Origin of the sequence: Streptomyces coryli, assembly GCF_011044975.1 — a bacterium.
GTDB classification, from domain to species: Bacteria; Actinomycetota; Actinomycetes; order Streptomycetales; family Streptomycetaceae; genus Streptomyces; species Streptomyces coryli.
The window spans coordinates 1-12,968 of the sequence record NZ_JAAKZV010000065.1 but is presented as its reverse complement, the minus strand read 5'-3'; the positions used below and the strand labels follow the sequence as shown (position 1 = coordinate 12,968).

Sequence of the window (12,968 nt, the reverse complement as noted above, 5' to 3'; positions counted from 1 at the left end):
GCTCAGCCCGTCGGCAGGATCACCTCGAAGCGGCAGCCGCGGCCCTCGTTCCGTACCGTCGTCCGGCCCGCATGGGCCTCCACGATGCCGCGTACGATCGCCAGCCCAAGGCCCGCCCCCGCCGGTGGTGTCCGGGCGCTCGTGCCGCGCCAGCCCGTGTCGAAGACGCGGCTGAGGTCTTCCTCCGGGATGCCGCCGCACTCGTCCGTGACCGACAGGACCACGGTGCCGTCGGCGCGGGTCTCCGCGGCCACCGCCACCGTGCCGTCGGCCGGGGTGCGGCGGATGGCGTTGACCAGGAGGTTGCCCAGGACCCGGGTCATTTCCTTGGCGTCGACCTCGACCGGGATCTCGGCGACGCGGGCGCCGACGAGGCGGACGCCGTGCTCGCGGGCCACCGGGTCGGCGCCGGCGAGCGCGTCGCCGACCAGGTCGTAGAGCGAGAGCCGGGACCGGGTCAGCTGCAGGGCGCCGGCGTGGATGCGGGAGAGTTCGAAGAGGTCGCCGACCATGCCGTTGAGGCGTTCGACCTCGGTACGGATCTGGCGGTGGTAGCGCGCCGGGTCGGCGGCCATGCCGTCCTCCAGGGCCTCGGCCATGGCGCGCAGGCCCGACAGCGGGGTGCGGAGGTCGTGGGAGATCCAGGCGACCAGTTCGCGGCGGGAGGACTCCAGGGTGCGTTCGCGTTCCCGGGACTCGGCGAGCTTGGCGCTGGTGGTGGCCAGTTCGCGGCTGACGGCGGCCAGTTCGGCGCTCGCCTCGCCGTCCGGCGGGGCGTAGCTGCCCTGTTCGCCGAAGCTGCGCGCGGCCCGGGCGAGGTCCTCGCTGCGGGCGGCGACCCAGCGGCCGAGCAGCACCGCCATCACCATCGCGACGACGGCGGCCATCAGGCAGACGATGACGACCGTGTTGAGGTCGTGCGGGTTGATGAGCATCTCCCACGCGACGGCGAGGGTGCCGAAGAGCATCGCCAGCACGGAGGTCGCGGCCACCACGCCGATCGAGACCTGCAGCGAGCGGTGCCGCAGCTTGCGCAGCGCGAGCGCGCCGAGCAGCCCGGCCACGGCGGCGCCGAGGAAGGCGAAGAGGGCGATGAGGAGGAGATCCTTCGTCACCGGCCGGCCTCCGTGGCCCCGGTCTGCCGCGCCTGCTGGTCCGGTTCGGCGTCGAACCGGTATCCCACTCCCCACACCGTCGTGATCAGCAGCGGCTGCGCCGGATCCCGCTCGATCTTGGCCCGCAGCCGCCGGATGTGCACCGTCACCGTCGACAGGTCCCCGAAGTCCCAGCCCCACACCTGGCGCATCAGCTCCTCGCGGCCGTACACCTCGCCGGGATGCGCCATGAAGTGCGCGAGCAGGTCGAACTCGCGCTGCGTGAGCGCCAGTTCCGTATCGCCGCGCACCGCCCGCCGCGCCGCCGGGTCCAGCCGGATGCCCGCGGCGTGCAGCACGCCGGTGCGGCCGCGGGTCTCGCCGCCCGCGCGGCGCAGCACCGACTCCACCCGCAGCACCAGCTCGCGCGGGCTGAAGGGCTTGGTGACGTAGTCGTCCGCGCCGAGCTCCAGGCCCGCGATGCGGTCGTCCTCGTCGCCGCGGGCAGTGAGCATGATCACCGGCAGCGGGCCGCGGGAGCGCAGCGCGGCCAGGACCGCGAAGCCGTCCATGCCCGGCAGCATCAGGTCCAGCACCGCCAGGTCGGGCCAGGCGTCCGCCGCCCGCTCCAGCGCGGCGGGGCCGTCCGCCGCCCGGTCGACCGTGTAACCCGAGCCGCCGAGGTATTCCGCGATCACTTCGGAGACGGTCGGGTCGTCGTCCACGACGAGGATGCGGGCCTGCTGCTTGTCCATGCGCTCAGCCTCGCACGGAGCGCCCGGTGCACCGCCGCACCGGATCCCGGGAGCGGGGCGCCGTTCGCATTTCGTAAGATCCCTACGCCACTTATGCCCGTTATGCGCTCGTAGGGTGTATGGGCATGACCGATGTAATCCTGCCGTGTCTCAACGAGGCCGAAGCCCTCCCCTGGGTGCTCGCGCGGATGCCGTCCGGCTGGCATCCGATCGTCGTCGACAACGGCTCCACCGACGGCTCCGCAGACCTCGCCCGCTCGCTGGGCGCCACGGTGGTCACCGAGCCGCGCCGCGGCTTCGGCGCCGCCTGCGCGGCCGGGCTGGCGGCGGCCACGGCGGAGGTGGTCTGCTTCTGCGACTGCGACGCCTCCCTCGACCCGGGGCTGCTGCCCGGGATCGCGGAGCCGGTGCTTTCCGGCGAACGCGACCTGGTGCTCGGCCGCCGCCGCCCGCAGGGCCGCGGCGCCTGGCCGCTGCACGCCCGCGCCGGCAACCTGGCGCTGTCCCGGATGCTGCACCGGCGCACCGGCCTGCGCCTGCACGACCTGGGTCCGATGCGCGCGGCCCGGCGCGAGCCGCTCATCGCCCTCGGCATCGCCGACCGCCGCAGCGGCTTCCCGCTGGAGATGGTGGTACGGGCCGCCGACCGGGGCTGGCTGATCGCCGAGCAGGACGTCCCGTACCTCCCCCGCACCGGCAAGTCCAAGGTGACCGGCACCTGGCGCGGCACCTGGCACGCGGTGCGCGACATGCGGGCCGTGCTGAGCGCGCCGCCGGCCGCGGGCGGTGCGCGATGACGGATGGCCTTACGAGCACGACGCTGCTGGTCATCGCCAAGGAGCCGGTGCCCGGGCGGGTGAAGACGCGGCTCACCGCCGCCTACTCCCCCGGGCAGGCCGCTGCCCTCGCCCGCGCGGCGCTCGCCGACACGCTGCGCGCCGGGCTGCTCCTTCCCGTACGCCGACGGGTCCTGGTCCTCGACGGCCGGCCCGGTGACTGGCTGCCGCCGGGTTACGAGGTGTGGCCGCAGGTCGCCGGCGGGCTGGACGAGCGGCTCGCCGCGGCCTTCGCCGGTGCGGGCGGGCCGGCGCTGCTGATCGGCATGGATACCCCGCAGGTCTCACCGGAGTTGCTGGCCCCGGCCACCCGGCCGGACGCGTGGGAGCGGGCCGACGCCTACTTCGGGCCCGCGCTCGACGGGGGCTTCTGGGCGCTGGGGCTCGCCGAGCCCGATCCGGCGCTGCTGCGCGGGGTGCCGATGTCGGTGCCGGAGACGGGGGCGGAGCAGCTGCGGCGGCTGCGGGCGGCGGGGCTGCGGGTCGGCGGGCTGCCGGCGCTGCGGGACGTCGACCATCCGCAGGACGTGCCGCTGGTGGCGGCCGAGGCGCCGCGTGACGGGGAGTTCGCCGCCGAGGCGCGCCGGCTCGGCGCGGCGGGGGCGACGGTGCCGCAGCGCACGCCCGTTCCGCCGTCCACGCCCGTTCCGCCGTCCGCACCCAGTTCGCCGTCCACACCCACTTCGCCGTCCACGCCCGCTTCGCCGTCCACGCTCGATCCGCCGTCAGCGCTCGATCCGCCGTCCGCGCCCGTTTCGCCGTCCGCGCCCGTTTCGCCGTTCGCGCCGACCTCACCGACCCCACCCGCCGGAGGCCGACGATGAAGCCGACTCTCACCGACGCGGCCGCCTGGCCCGTCACCGAGCCGTACGCGGCGGCCGTCCGCACCGGGCGCGGGCCGCTGTTCCTGCGCCGTGCCGACGGCTGGCTGCTGCCGCTGGACATCGAGCGCTGGTGCGGGCTGCCCGACCCGGCCGACTGGTCGGTGCTGCGGCAGTGCACCGGCTCCGTACTCGACATCGGCTGCGGACCCGGCCGCCTCGTCGCCGCGCTGGCCGGTCTCGGGCGCCAGGCGCTGGGCATCGACGTCAGCGCCGAGGCGGTGGACCGTACGAACGCGGGCGGCGGCAGCGCGCTGCTCCGCTCGGTCTTCGACGACCTGCCCGGCGAGGGGCGTTGGGGCACCGCCCTGCTGATGGACGGGAACATCGGCATCGGCGGCGACCCGGCCGCGCTGCTGGCCCGGGTGGCCGGGCTGCTGGCGCCCGGCGGGCTGCTGCTGGTGGAGGCGCTGCCGTACGAGGTCGACGAGCAGGTGCTGGTGCATGTGGACGACGGCACCGGCAGCGCGCCGGGCCCGGACTTCCCGTGGGCGCGGGTCGGCACGGACGCGCTGCTGCGGCACGCCCGCGCGACCGGCCGGTTCAGCGCTCGGGAGACGTGGACCGCGGACGGCCGGTGCTTCGCCGCACTGCGTACACCAGAGCCGACAGGGCGAACAGCACGCCGGTGAGGAGCAGCCAGCGGCCCAGGAAGACATCGGGGGACTTCAGGGTCGCCGGCTCGTAACCCGCGCTGCCGCGCAGGATCAGCGGGGCGAAGACCAGCAGCAACAGCCCGGAGAGGAAGGCGGGGACGCGCACGTAGTTGATCAGCCCGGGCCCGAGCACGCGCTGCGCGCCCCGGTCCAGGGCGGCGTACAGCGGGATGAGCAGCAGATCGTGCGCGACCGCCGCCCCCACCACCCACAGGGCGATCAGGAACCAGTCGCCGTCGAGCATCCGGATCCCGGCATACGCGGTCAGCGCGAACGAGGCGAGCAGCAGCAGGAGTTTCACACCGGCCTCCCGATGGTGAGGCGCTCGACCCATTTGGTCTGGTGCACGCCCGGGTTGTTCGGGACGACGATCCGTGCCGGGAAGCCGTGGTCCTTCGACAGCGGGGCGCCGTTGACGCCGAGCGCCAGCAGCGAGCGTCCGTCGCGCACCTGATTGGCGCGCAGCCACACCTGGCGGAAGGCGCCGGCGCGCTGCAGCGACTCGACGTACATGTGGTCCGGCTCCGCGCCGGCCAGCGCCGCGAGGTCCTTCAGCCGTACGCCCGTCCAGGTCTGGTCGCCGGTGGACCAGCCCTCGACGCAGTCGATGGGGAGGCGGACGGTGTGCTGCTCGAGCTCCAGCAACTCGGCCCGGCTGAGGGCGAGATCGCCGCCAGGACCGCGCAGCCGCAGCCGCCAGTGCTCGCCCGTATCGGCGGCCCGGATGCCGCGCCCGGCCGCGGTCTTGTTGACCTGGAAGCCGTTCTGCTCCGGTCCGGGGTCCGCGCCGCCGTGCGGCGCGAGCAGGGCGGTGCGCCGCAGCGGGCCGCCGGTCACCTGCCCGGCGGTGACGGCGAACAGCGTCAGCGACCCGGCGCCGACCAGCGCCACCGCACCGCGCCGGCTGATGGTGGATGGTGCGGGGTCCGGCGCGCGCAATTCCTCACCTCCCTCGTCCCTCAGGCCGCGGCGCAGCTTGCCGAGGCGCAGCGCGACATGGACGACGAGCGCGGCGAAGAACACCCAGGCGCCGTAGTAGTGCACGCGGTAGAACGAGCCGGGGAAGAGGTAGTCGAGCTGGGTGTTCAGCACGCCGGTGACGAGTTCGAAGAGCGTGGCGCCGACGAGCAGGAGCAGCGACCCGCGCTCCAGCGCATGCGTCAGCGACCGCACCGGCGGCCACTGGAACAGCCGCGGGAACACCGACCAGAGCTTGGCCAGCACCACCGGGATCAGCACGAAGCCGCCGATCACATGGATGCCCTGAGTGACGCGGTAGAGCCAGTGCGGCGAGGTGGGCCAGGGGAAGAGGAAGAAGCCGAGGATGCCGCGGTCCGGGGTGTGGTCGTTGCCGCGGCCCAGATCCGGGTTGTACGCGGCGTACGACAGCAGTCCGGTGACGAAGAGGACGGGCAGGCCGATCAGCAGCACCAGTCCCAGCACCGAGGTGAACCACGGACCGCGCAGCGGACTGCGCCAGAAGCCGCGCTTGTTGCCGTTCATGTCCTCGACCGTATGAGCGCCCGGGGTCCGGCAGGGCCGTGTGACACCTGACGAAACCGTGACGTCCGCGGCTGCCGGCCCGGTGCACTGATCAACTCTGCCTACGGTGGAGCCATGCCCACGGCGAACTCTGCCCCCTGCCACCGCGCGGATGTGCTGACCGCACTGCTCTGCGCCGGACTCTTCGCGCTGGCGAGCGCGGTCGGCTGGGGCATGCGGCAGCCGAACGGCCGGGCACCGCTCTTCCTGGACTGGCCGCCGCTGTACGCCTATTGGGACCCGCACACCGGCCCCGGCACCGTGGCCGCGGTCGCGCTGGCCGTGGCCATCATCGCGTACGGGCCGCCGCTGGCCGCGCGGCTGTCGTGGCGGTGGCTGCTGCTGGGCAGCTGGCTGGCGTCGATGGCCTGGCTGTGGTCCCTCGCCCTCGTCGACGGCTGGCGGGACGGGGTGGCCGGGCGGCTCACCGCGAAGAACGAGTACCTGTACGCGGGCGGCGACCAGGGCATCCACCGCTTCGACGACCTGGGCGAGGCGCTGCGCACGTACACCCGCTACATCTCCAAGTCGACCGCCCCCGACAACTGGCCCGCCCACATCGCCGGCCACCCGCCGGGCGCCATCACCACCTTCGTCGGCCTCGACCGCATCGGCCTCGGCGGCGGCGCCTGGGCCGCTGTCCTCGTCCTCACCGCCGCGGCTTCGGCGGCCGCGGCGGTGCTGGTCACGCTGCGCACGCTGGGCGCCGAGGCGGCGGCCCGGCGGGCGGCGCCCTTCCTGGTGCTCACGCCCTGGGCGGTGTGGGCCGGGGTGTCGGCCGACGGCTACTTCGCGGCGGTGGCGGCATGGGCGCTGGCGCTGCTGGCCATGTGCGCGGTGCACGGGTCGCGGTGGGCGGGTCTCGGCGCCGGGCTGCTGCTGGGGTGGGCGCTGTATCTCTCGTACGGGCTGACGCTGCTGGTGGTGCTGGTGGCGGCGGTGCTGTGGTCGGCCAGGACGCTGCGTCCGGTGCCGTGGGCGGCGCTGGGGGCCGGGGTGGTCGTGGCGGTCTTCACCGCCGCCGGGTTCTGGTGGTGGGAGGGCTATCGGGAGCTGTACGACCGCTATTACGAGGGGGTGGCGGCGGACCGCCCGTACCGCTATTTCCTCTGGGCGAACCTGGCAACGGTGGTGGCGAGCGCGGGCCTCGCGTCGATGGCGGGGCTGCGCCGCGCGGTGGTCTCGGCGGGGCGGGGGCTGCGGTCCTGGCGGGATACCACCGTACGGGGCTGCGGCAACCCGCTGGTGGCGCTGACGCTGGCCGCCGCGCTGGCCATCGCGGCGGCCGATCTGTCGGGCATGAGCAAGGCGGAGACGGAGCGGATCTGGCTGCCGTTCACGCTGTGGCTGCTGCCCGCGGCGGCGCTGCTGCCGCCGCGGTCGGCACGCTGGTGGCTGGCGGCGCAGGGCCTGGTGGCGCTGGTCGTCAACCATCTTCTGGTGACCGGCTGGTGAGCGCGGCTTGGTCAACTAGCTTGGGTCGGGCACCTCGCACCCGAGCAGGAGACTGATCGTGATCCGCCGCACCCGGACCGTACGCACCGCTGCCGCCGCCGTCGCCGCCCTCCCGCTGCTGGCGGCCTGCGGGGAGGAGGTGGCCGGCCGGGACAAGCCACCGGTGGCCGAGGTGAGCCCGTCCGGCCCGGCCGCCGACTGCGGCGGCGACCCGCGGGGCTACGGCAAGCCGCACAACCGGTCGTCCGCCAAGCCCACCGATCCGCCGCTGGGGCCCGACTCGCACAAGCGCGGCGCGCCCCCCAGCACCTCGGCCTCGCTGCCCCGCAGCGTCCAGATGCGCTTCGCCGACTGGGAGGCCGAGGACAAGGCCGAGCAGCAGGTGCTCGACGCCGCGGCGCAGGCCGAGCGGCAGACCTATTCGCTGGCCCTCGACGACCACCCGGGCGAGGACGCGCCGCCGGTGCAGCCGGACTTCGACGAGTACTACGCGAAGGGCTCCGCGGCCTGGAAGTGCCGCAAGAGCTACGCCGAGCAGTTCCAGTCCCGCCTCGCACTGAGCGGCACCGCCCGTTTCTACGACCCGCGGGTCACGGTCGCGGACGACGGCGCGCACGCGTCGCTGGCGTACTGCGCGGACCTGAACGTCTTCGAGGCGAGCCAGGAGACGAACGGCCACGTCCGCTACGCCCTGGCCGAGCCCGGCACGTACCCGCGCCTCACGACGAAGCTCCGCAAGGGCGAGGAGGGCGACTGGCAGACGACGGAGGCGCGGACCGAGCCCGGCGGGTGCAGCAAGTCCGGCCACCCGTGAGGCTTCGTCGCCGGCGACGACGCGAGGCGGCGGGGCTCTGCGCGGCGGACGAAGCGCAAGCACCGGTCGTTTGCGAAGACTTCGTGGCATGCGAGAGGCCACGTCTGACGAACAGCTCCACCGCACCCTCACGGTGACCCTCCACCACAACCACGGCACGCTCTGCCGGATCACCGCCGTCCTGAACAGCGTCGGCGTCGTCGCCCTCACCTACGCCACGACCCCCGGCGGCCACGCCACCGCGGAGATCCTGGTCCCGGGCGCCAACGCCGCCCGCGCCCAGGCAAAACTGCGACGCATGGTGGACGTCACCGACGTGACGTGAGTGCGCTCAGCCGCCCTGTGCGAGTTATTTCACGGGATCACTGGCCTGAGCCCAGGGCTGCGAATTCGGCACGAAATCGAGCAGGGAAGACGATGGCGGGCGCGTCCTCGCCTCCGGCGACGTCGTACCACAGCGTCAGGCGATCAGCCTGGCCCGCGACCCGATGCACCGCCGATGCACCGACAGGCCCGAAGGGCACAACGCGCCCGGCCCTGAGCGATGCAGAATGTAACCGCGGAATTCTGCCCGGCAGGTCGGTCCGAGGAGAGGACATCGCATGGCCAGTGCCGCAGGAGGACCGGACCCGCCACCACCTGTTCCCGCGATATCCGCGGAGGCCATCCAGGCCTATCTGGTGGAGTACCAGCAGTGCATGGAGAGCTACCGGCACACCTACGCCACCATCTGGCAGGCCAGCGGCCTGTTCGCGGCCATCGGTGCGGGCCTGCTGACTCTGGGCAAGGGCAGCCATATTGAACTCATCGCCCCGGTCCCCATCATCTTCTGGTACTTGGGCGTCTTCATGCCGCTGAACCGCTACGGCGAAATGCGAAACGATCGTCTTGCCGAGATCGAGGAGCGGCTGAGCGAAGCCATACCCGGCCTCGACATGCAGCACTACCGCGGTTTCAGCAATGCCCGTAAGTCCATGACGACGATGCAGCGCGTGCGGCAGTTGCAGGTCATCAAACGACCACGTGTCTCCGAAGTCGTCACCGCCTTTGGCGTGGCGATGCTGACGATTGAGGCCTACGGCCTTGTCCGGCTGATCGTTTGACGCGACGAAGGTGTGCTCCGGCAGCGGTTGTAGGCTGCTGGCGTGATCGAGGCCAAGCCAGCTTCACCCCTGCTCGTCTACGTCGCCTGCCCGAGCAGGATGGCGAGCCGCGCGGACGAGTTCCAGAACGTGGTCGTCGAGGGTGGGCACGCACCGCTCAACCCCTTCCTGGCGTTCCCGTATCCGCTCTTCGAGGGCGGCCCTCCAGGCCGCGAACGAACACTGGAATGGTGTTGCCGGCTCATCGACATCTGCGACGAGGTGTGGCTCTTCGGAATTTCCGCCGGGACCCTCTTTGAAGTCCAGCACCTGCTCAGCCGTGGGCGCCGCAAGGACCTGCGCGACTTCACGGATGTCTACGACGATGAGGTCGAGACCCGCCGGTTCGAGCTGGAACAGCTAATCGCCCAGGCGTGATGCGATGCGCCTCAGGTAGTTCGGGCACTGGGTGACGTCCTCGTGCGTGCAGTTCAGGCCGCTCTCGATGAGCGTCAATGAAGCCTGGGCTGCTGCGATTCTCGACCGGAGTTCTTCGGCCGCGGGGCGCAGGAGCTCGTGTCGGGTGGTGCGGTCGGCGGTTGCGGACAGGCTCCTGATGGTAGTCAGGCTGAGGCCTGCTTCCTTCATGGTGAGGATCGCCGCTACGCGGGTGAGGTCGTCCGCACCGTAGCGGCGGCGTCCGGCGGCGTCCCGTCCGGGGTGCAGCAGGCCCATCGTCTCCCAATGCCGCAGCACGTGCGTGGCCAGGCCGAACCGGGCCGCGAGGGCGCCGATGCGCAACGTGCCGGCGCCGCCGTCATCGCTTGACTTCATGCCGACATTAAGTCGCAGCATGACGCGCATGTCCAAGCACCAGGAAGCGGTGGATGAACACCGCGACACCGAAGCCCTGCTGGCCGTCCTCGACGCGGCGGACCGGATGCCGAGCGCCACCCGTCTACGGGACCGCTCCTACGAACTGCTGTCTCTCGTCCCGGACTCGACCGTCGTGGACGTCGGCTGCGGCGCCGGCCGCGCCGTCGCCGAACTCGCCGAACGCGGCGTCCACGCGGTGGGCGTGGACCCCGACCCGCGGATGCTGGCCGCGGCCCGGCAGCGGTGGCCGGAGGCCGGGTTCCGGGAGGCGGGGGCGGAGGATCTGCCGTTCGCCGACGGCAGCGTCCGCGGCTACCGCGCCGACAAGGTCTTCCACGTACTTCAGGAGCCGGGGCGCGCGGTGGCGGAGGCGCGACGGGTCCTCTGCCCGGGCGGCAGGATCGTCCTGGTCGGCCAGGACTGGGACGCCATCATGATCGACTCGGCTGACGCGGCGCTCACCCGCACGATCGTGCACGCCCGCGCCGACCTTCTGGGCACACCCCGCGCCGGCCGCCAGTACCGCGGCCTGCTCCTGGACGGCGGCTTCGACCATGTCACGGTCGAGGTGCACACGAGCGTGTTCACCGACCCCGCGATGCTGTCGCTGCTCACAAGGCTCGCCGAGCCGGCCTGCGCCGGCGGCGCCATCACCCGGGACCAGGCCGACGAGTGGCTCGCCGAGCAGCGCCGCCGCGCCGAGACCGGCCGCCTCCTCATCGCCATTCCGTTCTTCGTGGCCTCCGCCTCCGCGTAAACGCCCCCGGTACGCCGCACGTATCCTCGCCCGGGATACGACGGGCTTGAGGACGGTGCACGTGGCGGGCAGTGGCGGGGCGGACGCGGGGCGGACCTCGCTGAGTGTGCGGGCGCGGGATGCCGTGCGGCAGCGGATCATCGACCGGCGCTATCCGATGGGGGCGCGGCTCGTCGAGCGGGAGATCGCCGAGGAGCTGAGCATGTCGCGGGTGCCGGTACGCGAGGCGCTGCGCGCGCTCGTGTCCGAGGGGCTCCTCGAGCTGCTGCCGCACAGCGGGGTGCGGGTGCGCAGCCTGGACCGGACCGATGTGCGGCACCTTTACGAGGTGTGGGAGCCGCTCGCCGTACAGGCATCGCGGATCGCGGCGCGGCGGGTCGCGGAGGCGGCACCCGAGGAGCCGGCCGGCCTTGCCGAGCTGCGGCGGCTGCTCGGGTCGGCCGAGCGGGCGGCCGCGGACGGCGAGGGGGCGGCCGAGGTGGCGGCGCACACCGCGTTCCACGAGGAGATCGTCGCGCTCGGCGGCAATCCGCTGCTGGCCCGCACCATGGAGCAGCTGAGCTGGCAGCTGCAGCTGCTGTTCGGCATGCGCGAGGAGCCGGCGCACATGCGGGCGCAGCACGCGGCCGTGTTCCGGTACATCGCGGCCGGTGATGAGGAGTCGGCGGCGGCGAGCACGCTGCTGCATGTCAGGGACAGCCGGGCGGTCGCCTTCAAGTCTCTCTTCGGCGACGCGGCTTTGTATACCGAAAGTGCGTGACACTTGAGTTAAACCATCGGACATATTGCACATATTCGCATCTCAGCAGGCAGATCCCTCGGGCCACCCTTGCCCCGACTCTCCGTTTGGTATACAAAAAGTCGGACCAGGCCGCCTGCCCGCAAGGAGCTGCCCATGTGCGTCGACCCCGCCGAGCCCCCGCCCGGCCGACTGACCCGCCGCGGTGTCCTCGCGGCCTCCGCGGCCCTCGCCGGCACCGCGACCGCGCTCGGCACGGGCTCCGCCGCCTCCGCCCGGGAGGCCGCCCCGCGCCGCCCGGCCCGCGGCCACGGCCGCGGCGGTGACCTGGTCATCGAGGGCGGCACCCTCCTCGACCCGGCGACCGGCGACGTCACCGAGGACGCCGCAGTCGTCATCCGCGACGGCGTGGTCGCCGCCGCCGGCCCCCGCAACCGCGTCGCGCTACCCGCCGGCATCGAGCGCCTCGACGCCCACGGCCGCTGGGTGCTGCCCGGCCTCGTCGACGCGCACATCCACCTGAACACCGCCACCGAGACCCGCGACGCCGTCCGACAGGGCGCCACCACCGCGCGCAGCGGCTCGACGAACTTCTACCAGGACATCGCCGTACGGGAGCTGGCCCGCCAGGCACCCGAGCGGGCCCCCCGGCTCAAGGCCGCCGGCGTCTTCGTCACCCCCGACCTCGGCGATACGGTCCTCGCCGACCCCGACCTCACCCCGCTGGCCCGCCTCGAGGACGGCGTCGTCTCCGCCGAGGCGCTGCGCCGCGTCGTCGAGGTGAACCTCGCCCGGGGTGCCGACGCCATCAAGACCCGCGTCAACGAGCGCGCCGGACTGCCCGAGCAGGACCCGCTGAAGCAGGTCTACTCGCACGAGCAGCTCTCCGAGGTGGTCGCGGCGGCCCGCCGCGGCGGCAAGGGCGTGCTGTGCCACAGCTACAGCGAGAAGGGCTGCCACGACGCGGTCACCGCGGGCATCGCCTCCCTGGAGCACGGTGTCTTCGTCGGCGAGCGCACCCTGCACGAGATGCGCCGCCGCGGTACGTACTTCACCCCCACCCTCAGCGCCATCGCCGGGCTCGCCAACTCCTCCGACCCGGTGCTCGCCGAGCGCGGCCGCGCCTACCTCCCGGTCCTCAAGAAGGCCGTACTCGCCGCGCACGAGCTCGGCGTCCCGCTCGCCGCCGGCACCGACTCCTCCGGCGGCAAGGTCAAGCCGATCGGCGGCGAGGTCGAGCTGATGCACGCCAGCGGCCTGACCGCGCTCGACGCGCTCCGCACCGCCACCACCGGCGCCGCCCGCCTGCTCGGCCTGGACGGCACCGCGGGACGGCTGGCCCGCGGGTACGCCGGCGACGTCCTGGTCCTCTCCGGCGACCCCCTGAAGGACCTCGGCGTCCTCAAGTCGCCCACGCACGTGGTGCGTTCCGGCATCCACAGCTGAGCCGGCGCACCCGCCCCTCCCCCACCCTCTAGGAG

The 12,968-nt window shown here is 73.2% G+C and carries 15 protein-coding genes and 1 pseudogene; 11 read left to right on the top strand and 5 right to left on the bottom strand.

Annotation, left to right across the window (positions count from 1 at the left end; all coding sequences use genetic code 11):
- Positions 1 to 2: 2 nt before the first annotated feature.
- Both G5C51_RS16745 and G5C51_RS16740 read right to left on the bottom strand, forming a co-directional pair.
- Positions 3 to 1,115 carry an ATP-binding protein gene (locus G5C51_RS16745; RefSeq protein WP_165238057.1) on the bottom strand — a complete coding sequence of 371 codons (1,113 nt, stop codon included), beginning with the start codon at positions 1,113 to 1,115 and terminating at the stop codon, positions 3 to 5.
- Positions 1,112 to 1,849 (bottom strand): response regulator transcription factor, encoded by a 738-nt coding sequence (locus tag G5C51_RS16740; RefSeq protein WP_165238055.1) that lies wholly within the window; start codon positions 1,847 to 1,849, stop codon positions 1,112 to 1,114. Before G5C51_RS16740 ends, G5C51_RS16745 begins: the two co-directional genes overlap by 4 nt.
- 125 nt (positions 1,850 to 1,974) lie before the next feature.
- Between G5C51_RS16740 and G5C51_RS16735 the strand changes: the two genes are divergently transcribed.
- The 3 genes and pseudogenes from G5C51_RS16735 (at position 1,975) to G5C51_RS16725 (ending at position 4,198) form a co-directional block, all read left to right on the top strand.
- On the top strand, positions 1,975 to 2,646 hold the full coding sequence (locus G5C51_RS16735) for a glycosyltransferase family 2 protein (protein WP_240929714.1): 672 nt from the start codon (positions 1,975 to 1,977) through the stop codon (positions 2,644 to 2,646).
- Positions 2,643 to 3,287, top strand: a pseudogene (locus tag G5C51_RS16730) (TIGR04282 family arsenosugar biosynthesis glycosyltransferase); the annotation flags it as partial. The gene G5C51_RS16735 and the pseudogene G5C51_RS16730, both read left to right, overlap by 4 nt.
- 218 nt (positions 3,288 to 3,505) lie before the next feature.
- The gene (locus G5C51_RS16725; protein WP_165238049.1) at positions 3,506 to 4,198 is read left to right on the top strand and encodes a class I SAM-dependent methyltransferase; all 693 of its coding nucleotides are present in this window, start codon (positions 3,506 to 3,508) and stop codon (positions 4,196 to 4,198) included.
- Here G5C51_RS16725 and G5C51_RS16720 read toward each other — a convergent pair.
- Complete coding sequence (locus G5C51_RS16720) at positions 4,110 to 4,523, bottom strand: hypothetical protein (protein ID WP_338118176.1); 414 nt, start codon at positions 4,521 to 4,523, stop codon at positions 4,110 to 4,112. The two genes, G5C51_RS16725 and G5C51_RS16720, sit on opposite strands and share 89 nt — an antisense overlap.
- The gene (locus G5C51_RS16715) at positions 4,520 to 5,725 is read right to left on the bottom strand and encodes a molybdopterin-dependent oxidoreductase (protein WP_165238045.1); all 1,206 of its coding nucleotides are present in this window, start codon (positions 5,723 to 5,725) and stop codon (positions 4,520 to 4,522) included. The genes G5C51_RS16720 and G5C51_RS16715 overlap by 4 nt, the downstream gene beginning before the upstream one ends.
- A 114-nt stretch (positions 5,726 to 5,839) precedes the next feature.
- Here G5C51_RS16715 and G5C51_RS16710 point away from each other — a divergent pair, with 114 nt between their 5' ends.
- From G5C51_RS16710 to G5C51_RS16690, 5 genes are all read left to right on the top strand, one after another.
- Entirely contained in the window at positions 5,840 to 7,219 is a 1,380-nt protein-coding gene (locus tag G5C51_RS16710; protein WP_165238043.1) for a hypothetical protein, read from the top strand.
- Positions 7,220 to 7,277: 58 nt separating this feature from the next.
- Positions 7,278 to 8,033: a hypothetical protein gene (locus G5C51_RS16705; protein WP_165238041.1), complete on the top strand. Its 756-nt coding sequence runs from the start codon at positions 7,278 to 7,280 to the stop codon at positions 8,031 to 8,033.
- A gap of 88 nt (positions 8,034 to 8,121) precedes the next feature.
- The gene (locus G5C51_RS16700; RefSeq protein WP_165238039.1) at positions 8,122 to 8,358 is read left to right on the top strand and encodes a hypothetical protein; all 237 of its coding nucleotides are present in this window, start codon (positions 8,122 to 8,124) and stop codon (positions 8,356 to 8,358) included.
- A 277-nt stretch (positions 8,359 to 8,635) separates the two neighbouring features.
- Positions 8,636 to 9,136, top strand: a complete 501-nt coding sequence (locus G5C51_RS16695; protein ID WP_165238037.1) for a hypothetical protein — start codon at positions 8,636 to 8,638, stop codon at positions 9,134 to 9,136.
- A 42-nt stretch (positions 9,137 to 9,178) separates the two neighbouring features.
- Complete coding sequence (locus tag G5C51_RS16690) at positions 9,179 to 9,553, top strand: DUF7768 domain-containing protein (RefSeq protein ID WP_165238035.1); 375 nt, start codon at positions 9,179 to 9,181, stop codon at positions 9,551 to 9,553.
- Here the strand turns inward: G5C51_RS16690 and G5C51_RS16685 are convergent.
- Entirely contained in the window at positions 9,536 to 9,970 is a 435-nt protein-coding gene (locus G5C51_RS16685; protein ID WP_240929716.1) for a MerR family transcriptional regulator, read from the bottom strand. The two genes, G5C51_RS16690 and G5C51_RS16685, sit on opposite strands and share 18 nt — an antisense overlap.
- 7 nt (positions 9,971 to 9,977) lie before the next feature.
- Between G5C51_RS16685 and G5C51_RS16680 the strand changes: the two genes are divergently transcribed.
- From G5C51_RS16680 to G5C51_RS16670, 3 genes are all read left to right on the top strand, one after another.
- Entirely contained in the window at positions 9,978 to 10,748 is a 771-nt protein-coding gene (locus G5C51_RS16680) for a methyltransferase domain-containing protein (RefSeq protein WP_165238033.1), read from the top strand.
- A gap of 55 nt (positions 10,749 to 10,803) precedes the next feature.
- On the top strand, positions 10,804 to 11,508 hold the full coding sequence (locus G5C51_RS16675) for a GntR family transcriptional regulator (protein ID WP_420824824.1): 705 nt from the start codon (positions 10,804 to 10,806) through the stop codon (positions 11,506 to 11,508).
- A gap of 135 nt (positions 11,509 to 11,643) precedes the next feature.
- Positions 11,644 to 12,933, top strand: a complete 1,290-nt coding sequence (locus G5C51_RS16670; protein WP_165238031.1) for an amidohydrolase family protein — start codon at positions 11,644 to 11,646, stop codon at positions 12,931 to 12,933.
- The last annotated feature ends 35 nt before the right edge of the window (positions 12,934 to 12,968 follow it).

Excerpts from the sequence above, each read along its gene's own strand:
- G5C51_RS16740 (WP_165238055.1), bottom strand. The coding sequence starts at position 1,849 with ATGGACAAGCAGCAGGCCCGCATCCTCGTCGTGGACGACGACCCGACC.
- G5C51_RS16735 (WP_240929714.1), top strand. The coding sequence starts at position 1,975 with ATGACCGATGTAATCCTGCCGTGTCTCAACGAGGCCGAAGCCCTCCCC.
- G5C51_RS16725 (WP_165238049.1), top strand. The coding sequence starts at position 3,506 with ATGAAGCCGACTCTCACCGACGCGGCCGCCTGGCCCGTCACCGAGCCG.
- G5C51_RS16715 (WP_165238045.1), bottom strand. The coding sequence starts at position 5,725 with ATGAACGGCAACAAGCGCGGCTTCTGGCGCAGTCCGCTGCGCGGTCCG.
- G5C51_RS16710 (WP_165238043.1), top strand. The coding sequence starts at position 5,840 with ATGCCCACGGCGAACTCTGCCCCCTGCCACCGCGCGGATGTGCTGACC.
- G5C51_RS16700 (WP_165238039.1), top strand. The coding sequence starts at position 8,122 with ATGCGAGAGGCCACGTCTGACGAACAGCTCCACCGCACCCTCACGGTG.
- G5C51_RS16695 (WP_165238037.1), top strand. The coding sequence starts at position 8,636 with ATGGCCAGTGCCGCAGGAGGACCGGACCCGCCACCACCTGTTCCCGCG.
- G5C51_RS16685 (WP_240929716.1), bottom strand. The coding sequence starts at position 9,970 with ATGCTGCGACTTAATGTCGGCATGAAGTCAAGCGATGACGGCGGCGCC.
- G5C51_RS16680 (WP_165238033.1), top strand. The coding sequence starts at position 9,978 with ATGTCCAAGCACCAGGAAGCGGTGGATGAACACCGCGACACCGAAGCC.
- G5C51_RS16670 (WP_165238031.1), top strand. The coding sequence starts at position 11,644 with ATGTGCGTCGACCCCGCCGAGCCCCCGCCCGGCCGACTGACCCGCCGC.